This window comes from Subtercola endophyticus, from assembly GCF_021044565.1.
Lineage (GTDB): Bacteria > Actinomycetota > Actinomycetes > Actinomycetales > Microbacteriaceae > Subtercola > Subtercola endophyticus.
Window position 1 is genome coordinate 2,445,759 of sequence record NZ_CP087997.1, and the last position, 18,651, is coordinate 2,464,409.

At 66.1% G+C, this 18,651-nt stretch carries 17 protein-coding genes and 1 tRNA gene; 8 read left to right on the plus strand and 10 right to left on the minus strand.

Translation table 11 applies throughout. The annotated features are described in order from the left end of the window. Positions 1 to 78: 78 nt before the first annotated feature. The 5 genes from LQ955_RS11415 to LQ955_RS11435 all read left to right on the plus strand — a co-directional run bounded on the left by LQ955_RS11415 (position 79) and on the right by LQ955_RS11435 (position 3,638). On the plus strand, positions 79 to 603 hold the full coding sequence (locus tag LQ955_RS11415) for an AAA family ATPase (protein ID WP_231024662.1): 525 nt from the start codon (positions 79 to 81) through the stop codon (positions 601 to 603). Positions 604 to 774: 171 nt separating this feature from the next. Then, on the plus strand, positions 775 to 1,059 hold the full coding sequence (locus LQ955_RS11420; protein ID WP_304961044.1) for an ABC transporter ATP-binding protein: 285 nt from the start codon (positions 775 to 777) through the stop codon (positions 1,057 to 1,059). 77 nt (positions 1,060 to 1,136) lie between these two features. Continuing rightward, positions 1,137 to 1,511 carry a cupin domain-containing protein gene (locus LQ955_RS11425; protein ID WP_231024663.1) on the plus strand — a complete coding sequence of 125 codons (375 nt, stop codon included), beginning with the start codon at positions 1,137 to 1,139 and terminating at the stop codon, positions 1,509 to 1,511. A 39-nt stretch (positions 1,512 to 1,550) separates the two neighbouring features. Next, the gene (locus LQ955_RS11430; RefSeq protein ID WP_231024664.1) at positions 1,551 to 2,387 is read left to right on the plus strand and encodes an alpha/beta fold hydrolase; all 837 of its coding nucleotides are present in this window, start codon (positions 1,551 to 1,553) and stop codon (positions 2,385 to 2,387) included. A gap of 168 nt (positions 2,388 to 2,555) precedes the next feature. Next, positions 2,556 to 3,638: an IS1249 family transposase gene (locus tag LQ955_RS11435; RefSeq protein WP_255713783.1), complete on the plus strand. Its 1,083-nt coding sequence runs from the start codon at positions 2,556 to 2,558 to the stop codon at positions 3,636 to 3,638. Positions 3,639 to 3,748: 110 nt separating this feature from the next. Here the strand turns inward: LQ955_RS11435 and LQ955_RS11440 are convergent. Next, positions 3,749 to 3,820 (minus strand) — tRNA-Gln (locus LQ955_RS11440). Between the two features lie 138 nt (positions 3,821 to 3,958). Beyond that, complete coding sequence (locus tag LQ955_RS11445; RefSeq protein WP_231024666.1) at positions 3,959 to 4,381, minus strand: VOC family protein; 423 nt, start codon at positions 4,379 to 4,381, stop codon at positions 3,959 to 3,961. A 217-nt stretch (positions 4,382 to 4,598) separates the two neighbouring features. Here LQ955_RS11445 and LQ955_RS11450 point away from each other — a divergent pair, with 217 nt between their 5' ends. After that, on the plus strand, positions 4,599 to 5,549 hold the full coding sequence (locus tag LQ955_RS11450; RefSeq protein WP_231024667.1) for an NADP-dependent oxidoreductase: 951 nt from the start codon (positions 4,599 to 4,601) through the stop codon (positions 5,547 to 5,549). A gap of 106 nt (positions 5,550 to 5,655) precedes the next feature. On the opposite strand, the gene LQ955_RS11455 is transcribed toward LQ955_RS11450, so the two are convergent. From LQ955_RS11455 to LQ955_RS11465, 3 genes are all read right to left on the minus strand, one after another. Continuing rightward, on the minus strand, positions 5,656 to 6,639 hold the full coding sequence (locus LQ955_RS11455) for an NAD(P)/FAD-dependent oxidoreductase (RefSeq protein ID WP_231024668.1): 984 nt from the start codon (positions 6,637 to 6,639) through the stop codon (positions 5,656 to 5,658). 41 nt (positions 6,640 to 6,680) lie between these two features. Then, positions 6,681 to 8,267 carry a glutamate--tRNA ligase gene (gltX, locus tag LQ955_RS11460; protein WP_231024669.1) on the minus strand — a complete coding sequence of 529 codons (1,587 nt, stop codon included), beginning with the start codon at positions 8,265 to 8,267 and terminating at the stop codon, positions 6,681 to 6,683. 72 nt (positions 8,268 to 8,339) lie between these two features. Further along, on the minus strand, positions 8,340 to 9,167 hold the full coding sequence (locus LQ955_RS11465; RefSeq protein ID WP_231024670.1) for a TetR/AcrR family transcriptional regulator: 828 nt from the start codon (positions 9,165 to 9,167) through the stop codon (positions 8,340 to 8,342). 99 nt (positions 9,168 to 9,266) lie between these two features. Between LQ955_RS11465 and LQ955_RS11470 the strand changes: the two genes are divergently transcribed. Next, the gene (locus tag LQ955_RS11470; protein ID WP_231024671.1) at positions 9,267 to 9,644 is read left to right on the plus strand and encodes a VOC family protein; all 378 of its coding nucleotides are present in this window, start codon (positions 9,267 to 9,269) and stop codon (positions 9,642 to 9,644) included. A 280-nt stretch (positions 9,645 to 9,924) separates the two neighbouring features. Here LQ955_RS11470 and LQ955_RS11475 read toward each other — a convergent pair whose 3' ends face one another. The 5 genes from LQ955_RS11475 to LQ955_RS11495 all read right to left on the minus strand — a co-directional run bounded on the left by LQ955_RS11475 (position 9,925) and on the right by LQ955_RS11495 (position 15,912). Beyond that, the gene (locus tag LQ955_RS11475) at positions 9,925 to 10,929 is read right to left on the minus strand and encodes an aldo/keto reductase (RefSeq protein ID WP_231024672.1); all 1,005 of its coding nucleotides are present in this window, start codon (positions 10,927 to 10,929) and stop codon (positions 9,925 to 9,927) included. An 81-nt stretch (positions 10,930 to 11,010) separates the two neighbouring features. Then, entirely contained in the window at positions 11,011 to 11,769 is a 759-nt protein-coding gene (locus tag LQ955_RS11480) for a fumarylacetoacetate hydrolase family protein (protein WP_231024673.1), read from the minus strand. 187 nt (positions 11,770 to 11,956) lie between these two features. Then, a complete protein-coding gene (locus LQ955_RS11485; RefSeq protein ID WP_231024674.1) occupies positions 11,957 to 13,069 on the minus strand; it encodes a branched-chain amino acid aminotransferase in 1,113 nt (370 codons plus the stop codon). Between the two features lie 97 nt (positions 13,070 to 13,166). After that, on the minus strand, positions 13,167 to 14,267 hold the full coding sequence (locus LQ955_RS11490; RefSeq protein ID WP_231024675.1) for a 3-isopropylmalate dehydrogenase: 1,101 nt from the start codon (positions 14,265 to 14,267) through the stop codon (positions 13,167 to 13,169). Positions 14,268 to 14,316: 49 nt separating this feature from the next. Then, complete coding sequence (locus LQ955_RS11495) at positions 14,317 to 15,912, minus strand: MFS transporter (RefSeq protein ID WP_231024676.1); 1,596 nt, start codon at positions 15,910 to 15,912, stop codon at positions 14,317 to 14,319. Positions 15,913 to 16,076: 164 nt separating this feature from the next. Between LQ955_RS11495 and LQ955_RS11500 the strand changes: the two genes are divergently transcribed. Then, entirely contained in the window at positions 16,077 to 18,605 is a 2,529-nt protein-coding gene (locus LQ955_RS11500) for a GH25 family lysozyme (RefSeq protein WP_231024677.1), read from the plus strand. Positions 18,606 to 18,651: the final 46 nt, after the last annotated feature.

The window sequence follows — 18,651 nt, forward strand, 5'->3', positions numbered from 1 at the left end:
CCCGTTCACCACGGGCTGAACTTCGGCATTCGTCGTGAGGTCGCTTCGGCATTGGTGCCCCTGAAGTACGATCTGTGCATGATCGTTTGGCTGAACGGCACCCACGGTGTGGGCAAGACGACCACGGCCGAGCTTCTGCAGCCCCTGCTGCCCGACTCGCGAATTCTCGACGCCGAGAAGGTCGGCGAAGTGCTCATGGACATCAAACCGGGCCTGCCGCACACGACCAACTTCCAGCACTGGGATCCGTGGCGGCCCCTCGTCGTCGAAACCGCGCGCCGCGTCATCCAGTACACCGGCGGCACCCTCATCATGCCGATGACCGTGCTCGTCGAAAGCTATTGGCGAGAGATCAGCGAGGGTCTGGCAACCCACGACGTTCGGATTCAGCACTTCGTGCTCCACGCCGACCAAGCCACCCTGCGCGAACGCATCCTCAACGACGCCGTTCTCGGCCCGTCGGCGTTCCGCTTCGAGTACGTCGACCCCTACGCCGAGGCCGCCCGCACCTGGCTGCACGCCGAGGCAGAGGTGATCGACACCACGCAGCTGACGCCACACCAGGCCGCGCAACAGATCGCAGAATCCGTACAGTCGCGCTGACTCGATCGCGCGAGCAAGGCCTCCCGAGACGCACCGTACCGCGACGAGAACAGCGACGGTTAGATGCCGAAGGCGGTGTTGTCGACCGTGAAGTAGCACAGGCCGCTCGACGGGCCGAAGTGGTCGCCGTCGAACGCAACGACCCGCCACGAGTACGATCCAGGCACGAAGGTGTCGGAAGGAAGCCACACGCTTTGCAGCCCCTGTTGTGATGAGCCGGTCTCGAGCCTCGACGTCTCGGTTCAGGCGCGCATCCTCCACCTGCTGGATGCCCTGCAGCACGACCTAGGAGTCGCCTACCTCTTCATCACCCACGACCTGGGCGTGGCGCGGCACATGAGCGACGACCTGCTCGTCATGCACGCCGGCCGCATCGTCGAATCCGGACCGACCGAGACGGTCTTCACCACTCCCCGCGACCCGTACACCAAACGCCTGCTGTCGGCCGTGCTCTGACCCGTTCACCGTTCGGTTTTCCTTGCCTCGGCCGCTCTTCAGGGTGATGATGGTGTGCAAAAGCTGAAAGGCGAATCATGCCTGAACCGACTTCTGGCGCTCACGAGCCGACGGATACGGACGAGCTGAGAGGCAAGCTGAAACGTACCGAGATCCAGCACGTCTCCTCCTCGATCCCCGGCCGCGATATTGTGCAAGTGCTCACCGAGATCCCCGTCGACGTGTCGTCGGGTTGGCATCACCATCCGGGTGAAGAGGTCGGCTACATCGTGGCCGGCCGAGTGCGAATGGAACGCGAAGACCGCACCACGCAGATTCTGAACGCCGGAGACGGGTTTGTGATCCCGCCCGGAGTGCCGCACAACGCAACCGACCTCGGACCGGATACCGGGCGGATGCTCTCGACCTACATCGTGCAGACGGGCGCACCCATTTCCACTTTGGAACACTAGCCCCGCTGCGCGGAACATCGACAACGAAGGAGTAGTCAGATGGGCACGATCACCGTCGGTGAAGAGAACTCGACACCGATCCAGTTGTATTACGACGACCAAGGCTCGGGGCGCCCTGTCGTTCTGCTCGCGGGTTGGCCGTTCGACGCTCGCTCGTGGGAACCCCAGCTGCACCCACTGCTGAACGCCGGCTACCGAGTAATCAGTGTGGACAGAAGAGGCTTCGGCCGCTCGAGTTCCGCGACCATCGGGTACGACTTCGATACTCTCAGCGCCGATGTCGATGTACTGCTGAACACCCTCGATCTCCACGACATCACGCTGGTGGGTTTCTCGCTCGGCACGGGCGAGGTGGCGAGATACATCGGGCGTTACGGTACGTCTAGGCTGCGCAGCGCCGCCCTCCTCGAGAGCCTCACCCCCTCGTTCGTGAGGAGCGCAGACAATCCGAACGGAGTGGATGAGACGGCGGTAACGGGAGTGCAAGATGCCATCCGAGCTGACCGTTTCGCGTGGTTGACGGGAATGATGAACAACTTTCTCAACCTCGACGACTACCAAGGCACCCTCGTAAGCGAAGACACGGTGCGAGCGATGTGGTCGGCTGGCGCTAGCGCGTCACCCTATGCGACGTCGGCGTGCCCTCGCCTGTGGCTCGAAGATTTCAGCGCTGACCTCGAGCGGGTCGACATACCCATGTTGATCATGCACGGCACCGCAGATCGCATCCTGTCTCTCGAGGGTCAGGGCCGCCGAGCGCACCAAGCGCTTCCTGACGCCCGCTACATCGAAGTCGAGGGAGGCCCCCACATCAACCCGGTCACCCACAGCGACGTCGTCAACCGCGAGCTCCTCCGATTCCTCGACGGGCACTGAAAGGCCCCCTGCCAAGTACCGGGCCTTTTTCGCGTTCGCCTGCCGGGGGTTATAGGCGGAAACGTGTGGATGGGATTGGTGTTTAGCCGCGTGGTTCCGGGCTGAATCGGGGGTTGTTATGGTCGGGCACCCTTGGGTGTGGCTTTTCCCTCGAACACGACGACCTGTGTGATATGCGCAACCGTGCTGGTGAAGAACGGCCGCACCGCGGCTGGAACTCAGCGCTGGCGATGCCCGAACTGCGGCTCGTCTGCAGTTCGCAAACGACCGGACGTGACCAGGCGGGAGCAGCTGCGCCGGTTCCTGGAATGGCTCAGCAGCAATGAGCCGCAACCACGGCTCGGCGACACCAGCACGGGCCGGTCGTTCCGGTACGAGACAGCATGGTGCTGGGATATCCAACCCACCCTCGGCCCATCGACGAAAACACATCACGCGATCCTCGTCGATGGACTCTGGGTCGGCACCTGGTGCCTCCTCATCGCGGTCAGTGACCAACTCGACGTCCTCGGCTGGCAATGGTGCGGAAGCGAATCCGTCGCCGCCTGGACAGCGCTCCTGCAGCAGATCCCCGCCCCTGCGGTGATCGTGTCCGACGGCGGCACCGGCCTGCCATCAGCGATCAGGAAGTGTTGGCCAGAGACGAAACATCAACGCTGCCTGTTCCACATCCAAATGAACATCAGCCGGCACCTGACCTTCAAACCCCGAACCGACGCCGGCCGCGCCCTGCTCGGCCTCTCCAAAGCACTCTCTAAAGTGCACACCACCGATGACGCCATTCAATGGCGGGTACAGCTGGATCAGTGGTGGCAGGCCTTCGGGCACCTCACCAAAGAACGCACCGTGATCCGGGACGGGAAGTTCTGGTTCACCCACGAACGACTCAGGAAAGCATGGCAACTCCTCGCACGCGTCACAAAAGACGGCACCCTCTTCACCTACGTGACCTACGGCAACCCACGCACCACGAGCCCACTCGAGGGCGGCATCAACGCCCAAATCCGCACCAGACTCCGAGCCCACCGCGGCATGACCGAACCCCACATGAAACGCGCCGCCGAGTGGTACCTGACCCTGCACGAACTCAGCATCAACGACGCCCTCAGCCACGCCAACCAGCACACCGCGAACCCCACACACCCGACCCCCGAATCAGCCGAGGAGCCCGACACGCCAACCCTCTACGACACCGGACTCAACGCCGAAGAAGGCCTCTGGACCCGCGCAGGCTGGGCAGGACCGTCATGACACGCCCGAACCCATCCACACGATCTTGCCTATAACCCCCTGCCGGGGGCAGGCGAAGCCATAGGAGCGCGTTGAAAAGGCCCCCTGCAAAGCAGGAGGCCTTTTCAACGCTGGGGTACCTGGACTCGAACCAAGAACAAAAGAATCAGAATCTTCCGTGTTGCCAATTACACCATACCCCAATGGCCTAAACCGAAGCCCGGGCCAGCTAGTTACTTTAGCCTACGTTGGGGCTGCGCCCAAACCGAGGGCGGCTCGACCTCGAGGCCGGGGTATGTCGGCCACGGGCATCCGCTCGCCGACGGATGCCCGTGCACTGGTCACGCCGCCGGCGCACCCGCCACGTTGACGAGCCAGGCCACACCGAACGGGTCGACGCACATGCCGAACGTGTCGCCCCAGGGGGCGGTGTTCAGCGGCATCGTGATGGTTCCGCCTTCAGAGAGCTTGGCGTAGTAGCCCGAAAGCTCCTCGAGATCATCTGCCGGCCCGCTCAGCGAGACCGAGATGTTGTCGCCCGGGTTGTACCCCATGCGGTTCGGGGTATCGGCCGCCATGAGGGTGAAGCCGCTGGGCGTGGTCAGTTGGGCGTGCATGATCTTGAAGCCCTCGCTCGGGTCTTCGCTGGCATGGAACTCTTCGAACGTGCTGATGGTGAGCTCGCCACCGAATATGGTCTGGTAGAAGTCGATCGCCGCACGGGCGTTGTCGCGAAAGCTGAGGTACGGGTTGAGAATGGCCATGAGAGTGCTCCTTGTGTCGTTCCCCCGGCTGAATGATGCCCCCATTATGACGCCCGGCACCCTTGTTAGGGAATGGCAACGAAGTATCAGGCGATGGCACCGAAGGTGGGAATGACAACGCTTCGTGCGACGTTGGCCCCCCCAGACGCGCATGCGGCCAGCGCGATGGCCGCCTATCCCGAGTGACCCGATGACGGGCATTCGAACAAGGAGAAGCATGTCTCTGCCAACCCACGCCCGCGCCGTTCAGATCGACCGCTACGGTACTCGTGACGAACTGCACATCGCGAGCATCCCGATGCCCGTGCCTGCCGAAGGCGAAGTGCTCGTCGAGGTCAAGGCCGCCGGCATCAACCCGGGCGAAGCCGCCATTCGCCGCGGCGACCTGGCCGCCATGTGGCCGTCGACGTTTCCGTCAGGCGAAGGCAGCGACCTCGCCGGCGTCGTCGTGGCGCTCGGCCCCGGCGTGACCGACTTCGCGGTCGGCAACGAGGTGCTCGGCTTCAGCTTCACGCGCTCGAGCCACGCCACGCACACCGCGGTTCCGGTCACGCAACTCATCACCAAGCCGGCCGAACTCAGCTGGCCCGTCGCGGGCGCGCTGTACGTCGTCGGCGCCACCGCCTATGCGGCCGTTCGGGCCGTGGATGCGCAGCCGGGCGAGACGGTCGCCGTCTCCGCAGCGGCCGGCGGTGTCGGCACCATCGTGGTGCAGTTGCTCGCGCGAAAGGGCGTTCGGGTGCTCGGCATCGCGTCTGCCGCGAACGATTCGTGGCTTGTTTCGCATGGTGCTGTTCCGGTTCATTACGGGGCTTCGGATGACCTCTCCGAACTGGCGGCGAATCTGACCGCCGCGGCGCCGAGCGGCATCGACGCGTTCATCGACCTGTTCGGGCCGCAGTACCTGCAGCTCGCTGTCGATCTGGGCATCGCGCGCGACCGCATCGAGACGATCGCCAGCTTCGCGAAGGCGGCCGAGCTCGGTACGAAGTCCGAGGGCAGCGTTGACGCCTCGACGCGTGAGGTGCTGACCGAGGTGGCGGGGCTCGTGGCGAGCGGCGAGGTAGAGATTCCGATCGCTGCGACGTACCCGCTCGACGACGTGCAGGCCGCGTTCGAGCAACTCGAGCAGCGCCACACGCGCGGCAAGATCGTGCTCATTCCGTAAGGTGCGCTGCCGAGTGCGACGTTTCCGGTCGAGATGAGCCGCCGCGGCGGCCGCTCTCGACCGGAAAGGTCGCGCTCGCCACGGCGACGGGCGCAGGCGCGGCCGGTTAGAGCAGGCCGATGAGGTGGCGGTTGAGGGCGGCGGCCACGCGAGCGCCTTGTCCGGCCGCCACGATGAGCTGCTGCGGTCCGGGTGGGGTGGAGTCGCCAGCGGCGAAGACACCGGGCACCGACGCGCGGCCGAGGTCGTCGACCACGAGCAGGTGGTCGTCGGCGATGGCGAGGCCGAGCATCCGCTCGTAGTCGAGCGCGGTCGAATAGCTGGGGCGTACGAATCCACCGCTGCGAACGACGACGGTGCCGTCGGTGAGCGAGACGCCGGTCATACCGTCGCGGTCACCCTCGATGTCGGCGATGGGGCGGCGTTCCACGGCGATTCCGCGGGCATCCAGTGCGGCTTCGTCGGCCGCTGAGAGCTCGGCGATGCCGTTGGTGAAGACGATGAGGTCGTTGGTCCACTGCGCCAGCAAGAGCGCGCGCTCGGCGAGATCGGGCGATTCTCCGATGAGGGCGAGCGGAGCATCCGACTTCTCGTAGCCGTCGCACTCGGTGCAGCTGTGCAGGCTCGTTCCGTAATACGCGCGGATGCTCGGCAGCGCCGGCAGCGTCTCGACGAGGCCCGTGGCGATGAGCACCGCGCGGGCCGTCGCGACCCGGTCGCCCGAACCACGGATGCCCGTCGAGTGCGCGACGAAGAGCTCGCCCTCCGGCGCGGCGCGGGTGCCCAGCTGCGGCTCGGGCACACGCTCGATCGAGGTGACGAGGCCCTGGTGGAACGTCGCTTCAGGGTAGCCCTCGAACTCGGCTCGGCCGAGCTTGCGCAGTTCGAGCGGAGAGATTCCGTCGCGCGAGAGAAATCCGTGCGACTTGAGGGTTGCCGAGTGCCGCGGGCGGTTGCTGTCGAGCATGAGCACCCGGCGCCGCGCCCGAACGAGGTTCAGCCCGGCGCTGAGCCCGGCGGGGCCGGCGCCGATGACGATGACGTCGAACACCTCAGCGGTCGGCTCGACGCCGCCGACGACCTCGCTCAACGGGCCAGAGTTCGAGCCCGACGTCGTTGTCTCCGCCACCGCTACAAGCCGGAGGGCGCAGCAGGCGCACTCGCGTCGGCAGGCGCCGCGTGCGCCGCGGCCGTACCGGCTTCGGCATGCCACACCGCGAGTCGGTCGAGGCGCGCGAGCGTCTCGACCTTGCCGAGGATCTGCATCGACTCGAACAGCGGCGGCGAGATCTTGCGGCCGCTGAGAGCAACACGCAGTGGACCGTAGGCGTTTCGCGGTTTCAGCCCGAGGCCCTCGATCAGGGCGATCTCGAGATCGCCCTTGATGCGGTCGTGGTTCCATTCCGAAAGCTCGACGAGCTCGAGCGCCGTGATGGCGGCGGCGAGAATCTCGCCGGTGCTGCCCGTGAGGGTGGCCAAGGCATCTTCCTGGTACTCGAAGGCGCCCGTGGCGGCGAAGAGCGGGCCGAGCAAGGCCGGCACCTCGCCGAGCAGGGCGACGCGCGACTGCACGAGCGGGGCGGCTTCGGCGAGCAGGGTCTGTTGGGCATCCGTCAGCGGCTCGGTCACGATGCCGTCGGCGACAAGGTACGGAATCGTGCGAGCGGCGAAATCAGAGACCTCGAGCAACCGGATGTGGTCGCCGTTGATCGACACGGCCTTCTTCTCGTCGAACCGGGCCGGGTTCGGGTTGACGTTCACCACGTCGAACGCCGCCACCATCTCGTCGATCGAGAACACGTCGCGGTCGTGGGTGAGCGACCAGCCCAGCAGCGCCAGGTAGTTGACGAGACCCTCGGGAATGAACCCGTTGTCGCGATGCAAGAACAGGTTCGCCTGTGGGTCGCGCTTGCTGAGCTTCTTGTTGCCGTCGCCCATCACGTAGGGCAGGTGCCCGAAGCGCGGGATGAACGTGGTGACGCCGATGTCGACGAGCGCGTCGTACAGGGCGATCTGCCGCGGGGTCGAGCTGAGCAGGTCTTCACCGCGCAGTACGTGCGTGATGCCCATGAGCGCGTCGTCGACCGGGTTGACGAACGTGTAGAGCGGGGCTCCGTTCGGCCGCACCACCACGAAGTCGACAAAGCTGCCGGCCGGGAACGTGATCTCGCCGCGCACCAGATCGTCGAAGCTCAGGTCGGTGTCGGGAACACGCAGGCGCAGCGCCGGGCTGCGGCCCTCGGCGCGAAACCGCTCACGGTCGGCGTCAGTCAGGTCGCGGTCGAAGTTGTCGTAGCCGAGCTGCTTCGCGCGGCCGTTCGCCACGTTGCGCGCGTCGACCTCTTCGGGCGTCGAGTAGCTCTCGTAGAGGTGGCCGGATGCCTTCAGCTTCTCCATGAGGTCGAGGTAGATGGGCATCCGCTCCGACTGCCGGTAGGGGCCGTTCGGGCCGCCGACGTTCACGCCCTCGTCCCAGTCGATGCGCAGCCAGGTGAGCGCGTCGATCAGCTGCTCGTAGCTCTCTTCGGAGTCGCGCGCGGCATCGGTGTCTTCGATGCGAAAGATCAGCTTGCCGCCGGTGTGCCGGGCGTAGGCCCAATTGAACAGTGCCGTGCGAATGAGCCCTACGTGCGGCGTTCCGGTGGGCGACGGGCAGAACCGCACGCGCACATCGGCACCGGTGGCGGTAGAGAAGGGGGGGAGTTCTGTAGAAGACATACTGCCGTCGATTGTATCGGTGCGGCCTGAGCGGTGGGTGGGGTGAGAGGATGCCCGGGCTGGGCGACCGGGTCAGAGCCCGCGCTCGACCATATCGAGCACTCGGGTGGTGGCGGCGTCGACGAGGGCGCCGTCGAGTCCGCGCAGCGGGCCGTCGATCACGAGCATCCCGAGCCCGTGCACGGCAGACCAGGCGAACAGTTCGGCATTCGGTCGGCGCTCGGGGGGAAGTATGCCGGCAGCGGAATATGCTTCGATCGCCGAGCTCAGAATGGCGAATGGTGTGCGCCCGGCCACACCCGCTTTGGCAGGTGACAGGCTGTGGGCGAGATGGTCGGGCACAGAGAACGCCGTGCGGAACAGTCCAGGCTGTTCTCGGGCGAAGGCGAGGTATCCGGTGCCGACCGCGCGCAGCAACAGCCGAGCCGCGGCGGCGCGGTCATTCGGTGCCACGGCTGGCACCTCTGTCACGTCTGCCATTTCGGCCCCGTCGGCCGCCGGCGGCGTCACGCGCGCTACCTCGACTTCCATGCGGTCTGCGGCGAGACCTTGCGCCGCATCGGAGACGGCGCGCAACAGCGCGCTTCGGTCGGCGAAGTGCCGGTACGCCGCGTTAGGGCTGACACCCGCCTGTCGCGTGGCCCCGCGCAGCACGACCGCGTCGGGGCCGCCGGCTCGCGCCATGGTGAGTCCGGCCGCGATCAGAGCCCCGCGCAGATCGCCGTGCCGATAGCTGGTTCGCGACTCGCACGCGCGAGTGTCGTCGCTCGGCGCTTCGCCGTCACCGGCACGGCCCCCACTGGCACCCCGAGTGGAACCACCGCTGGCATCCCGAGTGGTACCGGCGCCGACGGCACCACCGCCGCCGCGGGAACCGCCGGCTCGAGGCTCAGTGCTCACCGCAGCTCCCCCGCTCGACCGTGCAGCCCGCCGCACCCTAGACAAGAGCCGCGCCACGTGTGATTGTTGACAATGTACACATTAGCGCGAGGAGCAGCCATGTTCAGCCCAGCCCATGCCTTCAGCGGATTCTCCGTCAACGATATCGCCGCCGCGAAAAAGTTCTACGGCGAGACACTCGGCATCGCCGTCAGCGAGAACTCCATGGGGTTCATCGAGCTCAATCTCGACAGCGGCGCGAAGGTACTGGTGTATCCGAAACCCAATCACGAGCCGGCGACGTACACGATCATGAACTTTCCCGTCGGCGATGTCGAGGCCGCGGTGGATGATCTGAACTCCCGCGGCGTCGTGACCACGATCTACAACGGCACGGGCATGCCCGTCGACGACAAGGGCATCATGCGCGGCAACGGCCCCACCATCGCCTGGTTCCTCGACCCCGCTGGCAACGTGCTCTCGGTTCTCGACGAATAGCGCGCCCTCCCGTCGCTGACGCGCGGTTTGCGCCCCTCCGCACGCGCACCCGAGGGGCCGGTCGCTCGCGCAGACGCGCACCTCCCACCGCTGACGCGCCTCTCACCGCAGACGCGCAGTTCGGAGCATCTGCGCCCGCTCGAGCAGGCGCGGATGCTCCGAACTGCACCGACGGCCCGATTCCGAGTGCCGAAGGGGTGCGGATGCTCGGCGTGGGCGAAACGAAGTGGATGATGCCGGGCATCCGTCGCCGTGTGCGAACTCAGGCGGCGCGGCAGGCTCAGGCGGAGGCGCGACCGGTGAGTTCGTCGATGCGGGCGAGCTCGTCGGCCGTGAGCGGGGCGCCGTCGAGGGCAGCGATGTTCTGCTCGAGCTGCTGCACCGAGCTCGCCCCGATGATGGCCGACGTGACGGCCGGGGCGCGCAGCACCCAGGTCAGGGCGAGCTGAGCCAGCGATTGACCTCGCGACGCAGCGAGATCGTTGAGTCCACGCGCCATCGAGAGGTAGTCGTCGCCGACGCGGTCGGCCGTCAGGAAGTGCCCGACGGCGGCCCGGGAATCGGGCGGAATGCTGCCATCGAGGTACCGGTCGGTGAGCATCCCTTGTTCGAGCGGCGAGTAGACGATGGCGCCGACGCCGGCCGCTTCGACGGTGTCGAGCAGGCCTGACTCTTCGGGGCGTCGGTCGAGCATCGAGTACCGCGGCTGGTGGATGAGCAGCGGAACCCCGTGCGAAGCAAGCGCCGCCTGGGCGGCGAGCGTCTGCTCGGGCGAGTAGTTCGAGACTCCGACGTACAGCACCTTGCCCTGCTGCACGGCCGTCGCGAGCGCGCCCATCGTCTCTTCGATCGGGGTCTCGGGGTCGGGCCGGTGCGAGTAGAAGATGTCGACGTAGTCGAGTTTGAGTCGGCCGAGGCTCTGATCGAGCGACGAGAGCATGTATTTGCGCGACCCCCACTCACCGTACGGGCCTGCCCACATGTCGTAGCCGGCCTTCGATGACACCACGATCTCGTCGCGGTACGGCTTCAGGTCGGCGGTGAAGATGCGCCCGAACGTGGTCTCCGCCGAACCGTACGGCGGGCCGTAGTTGTTCGCGAGGTCGAAATGGGTGACGCCGAGATCGAAGGCGCGGCGAACGATGGCCTGCTGAACATCAAGCGGCTTGGTGAAGCCGAAGTTGTGCCAGAGCCCGAGCGACAGAGCGGGCAGCTTCAGCCCGCTGCGGCCGGTTCGGCGGTAGGGCATGGAGTCATAGCGGTCGGGGGCAGGCTGATACGTCATCGTGTCTTTCGGAGTGTGGGGGTCGGGAGGTCATGCCGAGCGGCGGGCGAGTGGCGGCTCGGCGGCTCGGCGGGCGTGCGGCTAGCGCGCGACGTTGGTCAGCGTGCCGATGCCCGCGATCGAGATCTCGACGGTATCGCCCGAGACGAACGGGCCGACGCCGGAGGGGGTTCCGGTGAGAATGAGGTCACCCGGCAGCAGGGTGAAGATGCGCGACACGAAGGCAACGATCTCGCCCAGCGAGAAGATCATGTCGGCTGTGGTGCCGAGTTGCTTGACGTTTCCGTTCACGCGGGCCTCGATGCGGGCATCCGTCGCGTCGAAATCGGTCTCGATGACCGGGCCGATGGGGCAGAACGTGTCGTAGCCCTTCGCCCTGGCCCACTGGCCGTCGACCTTCTGCAGGTCGCGCGCAGTGACGTCGTTGGCGACCGTGTAGCCGAACACGACGTCGGCATAGTCTTCGGCGCGCACGTTCTTGGCGATGCTGCCGATCACGATGGCCAGCTCGGCCTCGTGCTCGACCTGTTTGCTGTCGGGCGGCAGCACGATCCTGTCGCCCGGGCCGATGACGCTGGTGTTGGGCTTCAAGAAGATGATCGGATGATCGGGCACGTCATTGCCGAGCTCCTTTGCGTGCTCGGCGTAGTTGCGGCCGACGGCCACGACCTTGGACCGCGGGATGACCGGGGCCAGCAATTTGGCGCTCGAGAGCGGCACGCGCTCATCCGTGGTCTCGAACCCGTTGAACATGGGGTCGCCCACCAGCACCACCAGCTCGTCGCCGTCGACTATTCCGTACTGCGGGTCGCCGCCCGTGCTGAATCGCGCAATCTTCACCCACTCAGCCTAGGCCGTGTGTCGCCCCGCCCGCGTGGGAGTTACGTCGGACCTGCCGCCCGCTGTCGACAATACGCGGGGATGGCACGCCAGCTCCGACCAAACTCCCGGGAGGGGGGCGAACCGAGAGGGAGTCCAAGGCTCGCGCAGCCGGCGCCCACTGTGGCAACCTCCCTGAGCAGTACACCTAGTTCAGGCGGGTGAGCCAGTTGTGCTTGTCGGGGAGGCGCCCATACTGAATGTCGGTGAGCTCTTGGCGCAGCGACATGGTGAGCTCGCCGGCAGGCGCGTTCGCCTCGCCGAGGGTGAAGTGCTCCGAGCGCAGCTGGGCCACGGGCGCGATGACCGCCGCGGTGCCGCAGGCGAACACCTCCACGATGTCGCCCGACTCCGAGCCGGCCTTCCACTCCTCGATGGTGACGCGGCGGATCTCGACGTTGTGGCCGCGATCCCGAGCGAGCTGCATGATGCTGTCGCGGGTGATCCCCGACAGGATGCTGTCGCTCTCGGGCGTGACAAGGGTGCCGTCTTTGTAGACGAGAAAGAGGTTCATGCCTCCCAGCTCTTCGAGGTACTTGCCCTCTTGCGAGTCGAGAAAGAGCACCTGCGCGCAGCCTTTTTCGTAGGCGAGCTCTTGCGGCAGCAACGAGGAGGCGTAGTTGCCGCCGGTCTTGGCCGCGCCCATGCCGCCGCGCCCGGCACGGTTGTATTCGGTCGAGAGCCAGATATTGACGGGCGACACTCCCCCGGCGAAATACGTGCCTGCCGGCGACGCGATGACGTAGAAACCGACCTTCTGAGCGGCACGCACACCGAGAAAGCTCTCGGTCGCCATCTCGAACGGGCGGATGTACAGGCTCGTCTCGGGCGCATCGGGAACCCAGGCGCCATCGACCGCGACGAGTTGCTTCAGCGACTCCACGAAATCGACAGTCGAGAGTTCGGGCAGAGCGAGGCGCACAGCCGAGCGCTGCAGGCGAGCCGCATTCATCTCGGGCCGGAAGGTGTAGATCGCGCCGTCGGCGTGCCGATACGCCTTGAGACCCTCGAAGATCTCTTGGGCGTAGTGAAAGACCGACGCGGCGGGGTCGAGCGAGATCTTGCCGTAGGGCAGCACCTCGGCGTTGTGCCAGCCGTCGGCGAGAGTCCACTCGATCTGCACCATGTGGTCGGTGAAGTGCTTGCCGAAGCCGGGATCGGAGAGGATCGCCTCGCGCTCGGCGTCGGCACGGGCATCCGTCGACGGAGTGAGGGCGAAGGCGAGCGGAAACGGGGTGGGGGTGGGAGCGGTAGTTGTCATCGGGGGTTCCTCTTGAAGAGAAGTGGTGGTGAGGAGGCGGGCCGCGGAGAGTGCGACGTCGGCTCAGGGAGCAGAGCGCCCTAGGAGTCGCTTCGCCCTAGGAGGCAGCCACGAGGGAGTTCAGCGACGCAGTGATGGCGTCCCCGACCTGGCTCGTGGTGCGTGCAACGGAGTCGGGGGTTCGGCCGGCGAGGTCGGTGGTGACGGCCTCGCGGATGATCGCTGCGGCTTCTGGCAGACCCTGTTGGTCGAGCAGAAGAGCGACCGACAGAATCGCGGCCGTGGGGTCGGCGATCTGCTGGCCTGCAATGTCGGGCGCTGACCCGTGAACAGGTTCGAACATGCTGGGAAAGGAGCCGGTCGGGTTGATGTTGCCCGAGGCTGCCAGGCCGATGCCGCCGCTGATCGCGCCGGCCAAATCGGTGAGAATGTCGCCGAAGAGGTTGTCTGTGACGATGACATCGAATTTAGCAGGATTCGTGACGAAGAAGATCGTCGCGGCGTCGACGTGCAGGTAGTCGACGGAAACCTCGGGGTACTCGGTGGCGATCGTGTGCACAGTGCGCTGCCACAGCGACCCCGAGAACACCAGCACGTTCGTCTTGTGCACGAGCGTGAGCTTCTTACGCGGTCGGCTCTGCGCGAGCTCGAACGCGAACCGCACGACGCGCTCGACCCCGAAGGCCGTGTTGACCGAGACCTCGGTGGCGATCTCGTTGGGCGTACCCACTCGCAGCGCGCCTCCGTTGCCCGTGTAGGGGCCTTCGGTTCCCTCGCGTACGACGACGAAGTCGACGGTGCCGGGATTCGCCAGCGGGCTGGTGACGCCGGGGTAGATCGTGGTCGGCCGCAGGTTCACATAGTGGTCGAGGTCGAACCGCAGCTTCAGCAGCAGCCCGCGCTCGATATTCGCGTTCTTCAAGCGCGGGTCGCCGGGAACCCCGCCGACCGCGCCGAGCAGAATCGCGTCGTGCGCGGCGATAGAGGCGAGGTCGTCTTCGGTGAGCACGTCACCGGTCTCGAGAAAACGAGCTGCGCCGAGCTTGAACTCGGTCTTCTCGAAGACCACCGCATCGTCAGCGTCGCCCGAACCGGATGTCGCGGCCACAGCCGCGTCGAGCACCTTTACGGCCTCGGCGATGACCTCGGGGCCGATTCCGTCGCCGGGAATGACAGCAAGGCGAATGACGCGAGACATAGGTGCGCTCCAAGACTTCGGCGAATGAGTACCTCTAGGCTACAACCCGCTAGGCGCGGGCCTTGCGTAGCGTGATGAGCGCAACGGTGGTGGCCGCGAGCATGAGCAGCACGCCGATGAGCGAGGTGGTGAAGACGCCGCTGTCGAAGGCGTCGCGCGCCGACTGCAGCAGCGTTGTGCCGAGGCTCCACGGAATGTCGTTCGCAACGCCCACCGCGCCGCCGAGCGTCTCGGAAGCCGAGCTGGCCTGGCCGTCGGTCAGCCCGAACGGCAGCACGACGTTCGAACGGTAGAACGCGGTCAGAATGCTGCCCAGAACCGCTGTTCCGAGCACCGCGCCGAGCTCGTAGGCCGTCTCTGACACGGCCGAGGCCGCGCCTGCCTTGTCTTCGGGCACCGCCGAGATGATGAGGTCGTTCGAGATGGTCTCGGCCGCGCCGATTCCCAGCGCGAGCACGGCGAAGGCGAGAGCGAGAGTCAGGGCAGTGGCGCTCTGCCCTGTGAGCATGATGATCGTGTAGGCCAGACCCGAGAGCACCAGGCCACCTGCGACCACGAGACTCGGCTTCACGTGCCGAACGAGAGGAACGACGGCGAGACCGGCCACAACCATGACGACCAGGCCCGGTACCAGGGCGAGTGCGGCATCCATCGGCCGAAGACCGAGCACGAGCTGCAGATGCTGCGAGACGTAGAACAGAAAGCCCACCAGCGCCACAACGCTCAACAAGTTGACCACGACGGCACCGCTGAAGGCACCGACACGGAACAACCGCATGTCGAGCATCGGGTTCTTTCGAGTGAGCTGACGGCGCACGAAGGCGTACCCCGCGGCCAGGCCGAGGGCGAACAGACCAATGGATGCCCAGCTGAACCCCTCGGTGGCGATGCTCTTGATGGCGAAGACCACCGGAACGAGCATCACCATCGACAGACCGATGCTGAGCAGGTCGAGCGATCCCGGATTCGGGTCTTTGCTCTCGGGAATGAGCAGCGGCGCCAGAATGACCAGCGGAATCAGCACGGGTACAGCGATGAGAAAGACCGAACCCCACCAGAAGTGCTCGAGCAGAATCCCGCCCACGATGGGGCCGAGAGCGGCACCGCCGGCGAATCCGGCCGACCAGATGGCAATGGCGAGCCGACGCTGACCGCGGTCGGCGAAGATGCTGCGCAACAGCGACAGGGTGGACGGCATGAGCATGGCACCGAAGAAGGCGAGCGCCCCGCGCGCGGCGATGAGCAACTCGGGGGTCGGCGCGAACGCGGCGACGACCGAGACGGCGCCGAACCCGACCGCGCCGATGAGCAGCAGCTTGCGGCGGCCGATGCGGTCGCCGACGTTACCCATGGCGACGAGCAGGCCGGCGAGCACGAGCGGGTAGGTGTCGATGATCCAGAGCTGGGCGGCGGCCGTCGGATGCAGCGACTCGGAGATGACGGGCAGCGCGAAGCTCAGCACGGTGTTGTCGACCGAGATGAGCAGAACCGGCAGCATGAGCACAGCGAGCGCGAGCCAGCCGCGCTTGCCGACGCGCAGGTTCGGAATGTTCGAGGGCTGAGCTGGGCGTCGCGCAGGCGTGGTGCGCGCGGGCGCAGTGCGTGCAGGGACGGTGATGGGACGGGTGGCGGTGGAGCTGGACATGACGTGTTTCCTGAAGATCGGGTGTTGAGACTTTAGTATACCGTCCAGTCGGTACAGTAGCAAACGATCTGCGACTCGGTGCCTGCTTTGCGAGCAAACTGGTGACACGTACGTAAGGTAAAGAGACACATTGGGGTGTAATCTGAGGGGATCTCATGAAATCAATGAATCGACTCACACGTAATGCGGTGGCCGCGATGGCGGCGTGCACCGCTCTCGTGATGGCGGGCGGCCTCTCGCTCGACGCCGCGGTGGCTGCTCCGACGACGGCGACCGCTGCTTCGTCGACGGTGCAGATCTCGGCCACGCCGGCACCGGCCCCCACGCCCTCCGCCGCGTCGGCCCCGAAGGTTGCGCCTTCGCCATCCGTAACCCCCTCAGCGTCGGCCACGCCGCCCGCTGCGACGGCGCCGATCGCACCGACACCCGCACCCCCGGTGACATCCACAGCCACAGCGACGCCGACGCCGACACCCACGCCGACGAGCGGCAGTGCATCCACTGACGTGCCCACCGACGGCGTCGCAGGCGACCCCACGCTCGAGCAGATGAACGAGGCGCACAACCACTCGATGGGGTCGACCATCAGCGCCAACGAGCCCGCCGCATCCGGGCCGAAGACCTTCTCGCGGCAGGCCCAGGCCGTGCCTAACGCCGCGACTGGTACCGCGACCACCCAGGGCCTGGATATCAGCGGCTGGCAGCCCACGGTCGACTGGAACACCGTCTGGGCGAACGGGGCGCGGTTCGTCTACATCAAGGCGACCGAGAGCGACGACTACACCAGCAGCTACTTCGCGAACCAGTGGGCCGGCGCCACGAACGTCGGAATGGTACGCGGGGCCTACCACTTCGCCAACCCGTACGAGTCGAGCGGGGCCACGCAGGCCAGCTACTTCGTGGCGCACGGCGGTGGCTGGAGTGTCGACGGCAAGACGCTGCCGCCCATGCTCGACATCGAATACGACCCCTACACGGGCTCCGATCACACAAACGCCTGTTACGGGCTGAGCGCGTCGGCCATGATCGCCTGGATTCACGACTTCTCGAATACCGTGCGAGCCAAGACGGGCACGTTGCCCATGATCTACACCACCACGGGCTGGTGGCGCACCTGCACCGGCAACTCCTCGGAGTTCGGCGCGAATCCGTTGTTCATCGCGTATTGGCCGAGCAGCATCTCGGTCGGTGCCGGAACACTTCCGGCCGGCTGGAGCAGCTATGCGATGTGGCAGTACGCCGACTCCGGCATCTTTCCCGGCGATCAAGATCTCTTCAACGGCAGCCTCGACGCGCTGAAGTCGTTCGCCTCGAAGGGCTCGAACGGCGGTGCCGTCGGCAGCCTGGTGAACGGATCGTTCGAGAACTCGACCACGGGCTGGTTTCCCGGCAACGGACCGGTGAATCAACTGATCTACACCGATCCCTCCGCCGCTGAAGATGGTTCGTCGTTCTTGGCGTCGAACACGGCGGTTCCCTGGCACTCCATGGCGCAAGACGTGCAGAGAACGATGAGCGTCGGCGAGCAGGCAACCGCAACAGTCTGGCTTCGAGCGGCATGGGGCACCTTCAGCGGTCAATTCACCCTCTGGGGTATAGGCAACACCCAGGAGTCTGCATCGACGCCGTTCACCGTCGGCACCACCTGGCAGCAGGTCACTGTGCGGCTACCGATCGTGTCGTCGTCGCACTCCTCACTGCGTTTCGAGGTCTACATGACGACCACCGGCGACACCCTGTTTCTCGACAACGCGGCGCTGAGCTTCGGCGCCGCACCGGTGGCTCCCGTCTCACGCCCGTCTGAGAACCTCCTCTCGAACCCAGGCTTCGAGGGCCAGCTCGGCGGCTGGATTCCGGGCAACGGCGACATCAACCGGGCCGTCTGGCAAGACGCCTCGGTAGCGCATTCCGGCACCTGGTTCGGGGCCGCGAACACCGCCACGCCCGCGCATTCGCTCGCCCAGCAGGTGCCGGCGAGCCCCGGCATCGGAGACGACTACGTCATTTCGATCTGGGTGAGGGCGGGAGGCGGCGTCAACCAGCCCTTCAGCGGTCGGCTGGCGCTCTGGGGCCTCGGCGGCGGCGCGAATATCTCGAACGGCGCAGACTTCACCGCGACGTCGCAGTGGACGCAGGTGTCGGTCACCCTGAACGTCACGCGCGGCGACGTGACCGTGCTGAAGCCCGAGATCTATCTCTTCACCACGGGAATCAACCTGCTCGTCGACGATGCGTCACTGACCCACAAGCTCCTGCGATCCGGGTCGTTCGAGGGCAATTCGTTCTCGGGCTGGAGCACCAGCGCCAGCACGATGAACTGGGCGCTCTTCACGGGGCCGCAGACCGGCGTCACGCCGGAAGACGGCAGCTACTTTCTCGCCAGCAACACGAGCGTGAACGGTAACTCGCTCTCACAGCAGATCGCGCGCACCACCAACGTCGGGGAGACGTACACCGCAGAGGTCTGGGTGCGATCGTTCAACCCGAACCAGACCTTCAGTGGCACCCTGGCGCTGTGGGGGCTCGGCGGCGCAACTGAGGGCACCTCGACCGACTTCACCGCGAGCGGCACGTGGACCAAAGTGACCGTCACTCTTCCCATCACGAATGCCGGGCACACACAGCTGAAGTTCGAGGTCTACGAGCGGTCGACGGGGCAGCTGCTGCTTCTCGACGGGGCGCAGGTGTACTGACGCGGTCCGAGCCCGCGAGGCTCAGCAGATCGTCATATCGGGCGTG

Excerpts from the sequence above, each read along its gene's own strand:
- LQ955_RS11415 (WP_231024662.1), top strand. The coding sequence starts at position 79 with ATGATCGTTTGGCTGAACGGCACCCACGGTGTGGGCAAGACGACCACG.
- LQ955_RS11425 (WP_231024663.1), top strand. The coding sequence starts at position 1,137 with ATGCCTGAACCGACTTCTGGCGCTCACGAGCCGACGGATACGGACGAG.
- LQ955_RS11430 (WP_231024664.1), top strand. The coding sequence starts at position 1,551 with ATGGGCACGATCACCGTCGGTGAAGAGAACTCGACACCGATCCAGTTG.
- LQ955_RS11445 (WP_231024666.1), bottom strand. The coding sequence starts at position 4,381 with ATGGCCATTCTCAACCCGTACCTCAGCTTTCGCGACAACGCCCGTGCG.
- LQ955_RS11450 (WP_231024667.1), top strand. The coding sequence starts at position 4,599 with ATGTCTCTGCCAACCCACGCCCGCGCCGTTCAGATCGACCGCTACGGT.
- gltX (WP_231024669.1), bottom strand. The coding sequence starts at position 8,267 with ATGTCTTCTACAGAACTCCCCCCCTTCTCTACCGCCACCGGTGCCGAT.
- LQ955_RS11470 (WP_231024671.1), top strand. The coding sequence starts at position 9,267 with ATGTTCAGCCCAGCCCATGCCTTCAGCGGATTCTCCGTCAACGATATC.
- LQ955_RS11475 (WP_231024672.1), bottom strand. The coding sequence starts at position 10,929 with ATGACGTATCAGCCTGCCCCCGACCGCTATGACTCCATGCCCTACCGC.
- LQ955_RS11485 (WP_231024674.1), bottom strand. The coding sequence starts at position 13,069 with ATGACAACTACCGCTCCCACCCCCACCCCGTTTCCGCTCGCCTTCGCC.
- LQ955_RS11490 (WP_231024675.1), bottom strand. The coding sequence starts at position 14,267 with ATGTCTCGCGTCATTCGCCTTGCTGTCATTCCCGGCGACGGAATCGGC.
- LQ955_RS11495 (WP_231024676.1), bottom strand. The coding sequence starts at position 15,912 with ATGTCCAGCTCCACCGCCACCCGTCCCATCACCGTCCCTGCACGCACT.
- LQ955_RS11500 (WP_231024677.1), top strand. The coding sequence starts at position 16,077 with ATGAATCGACTCACACGTAATGCGGTGGCCGCGATGGCGGCGTGCACC.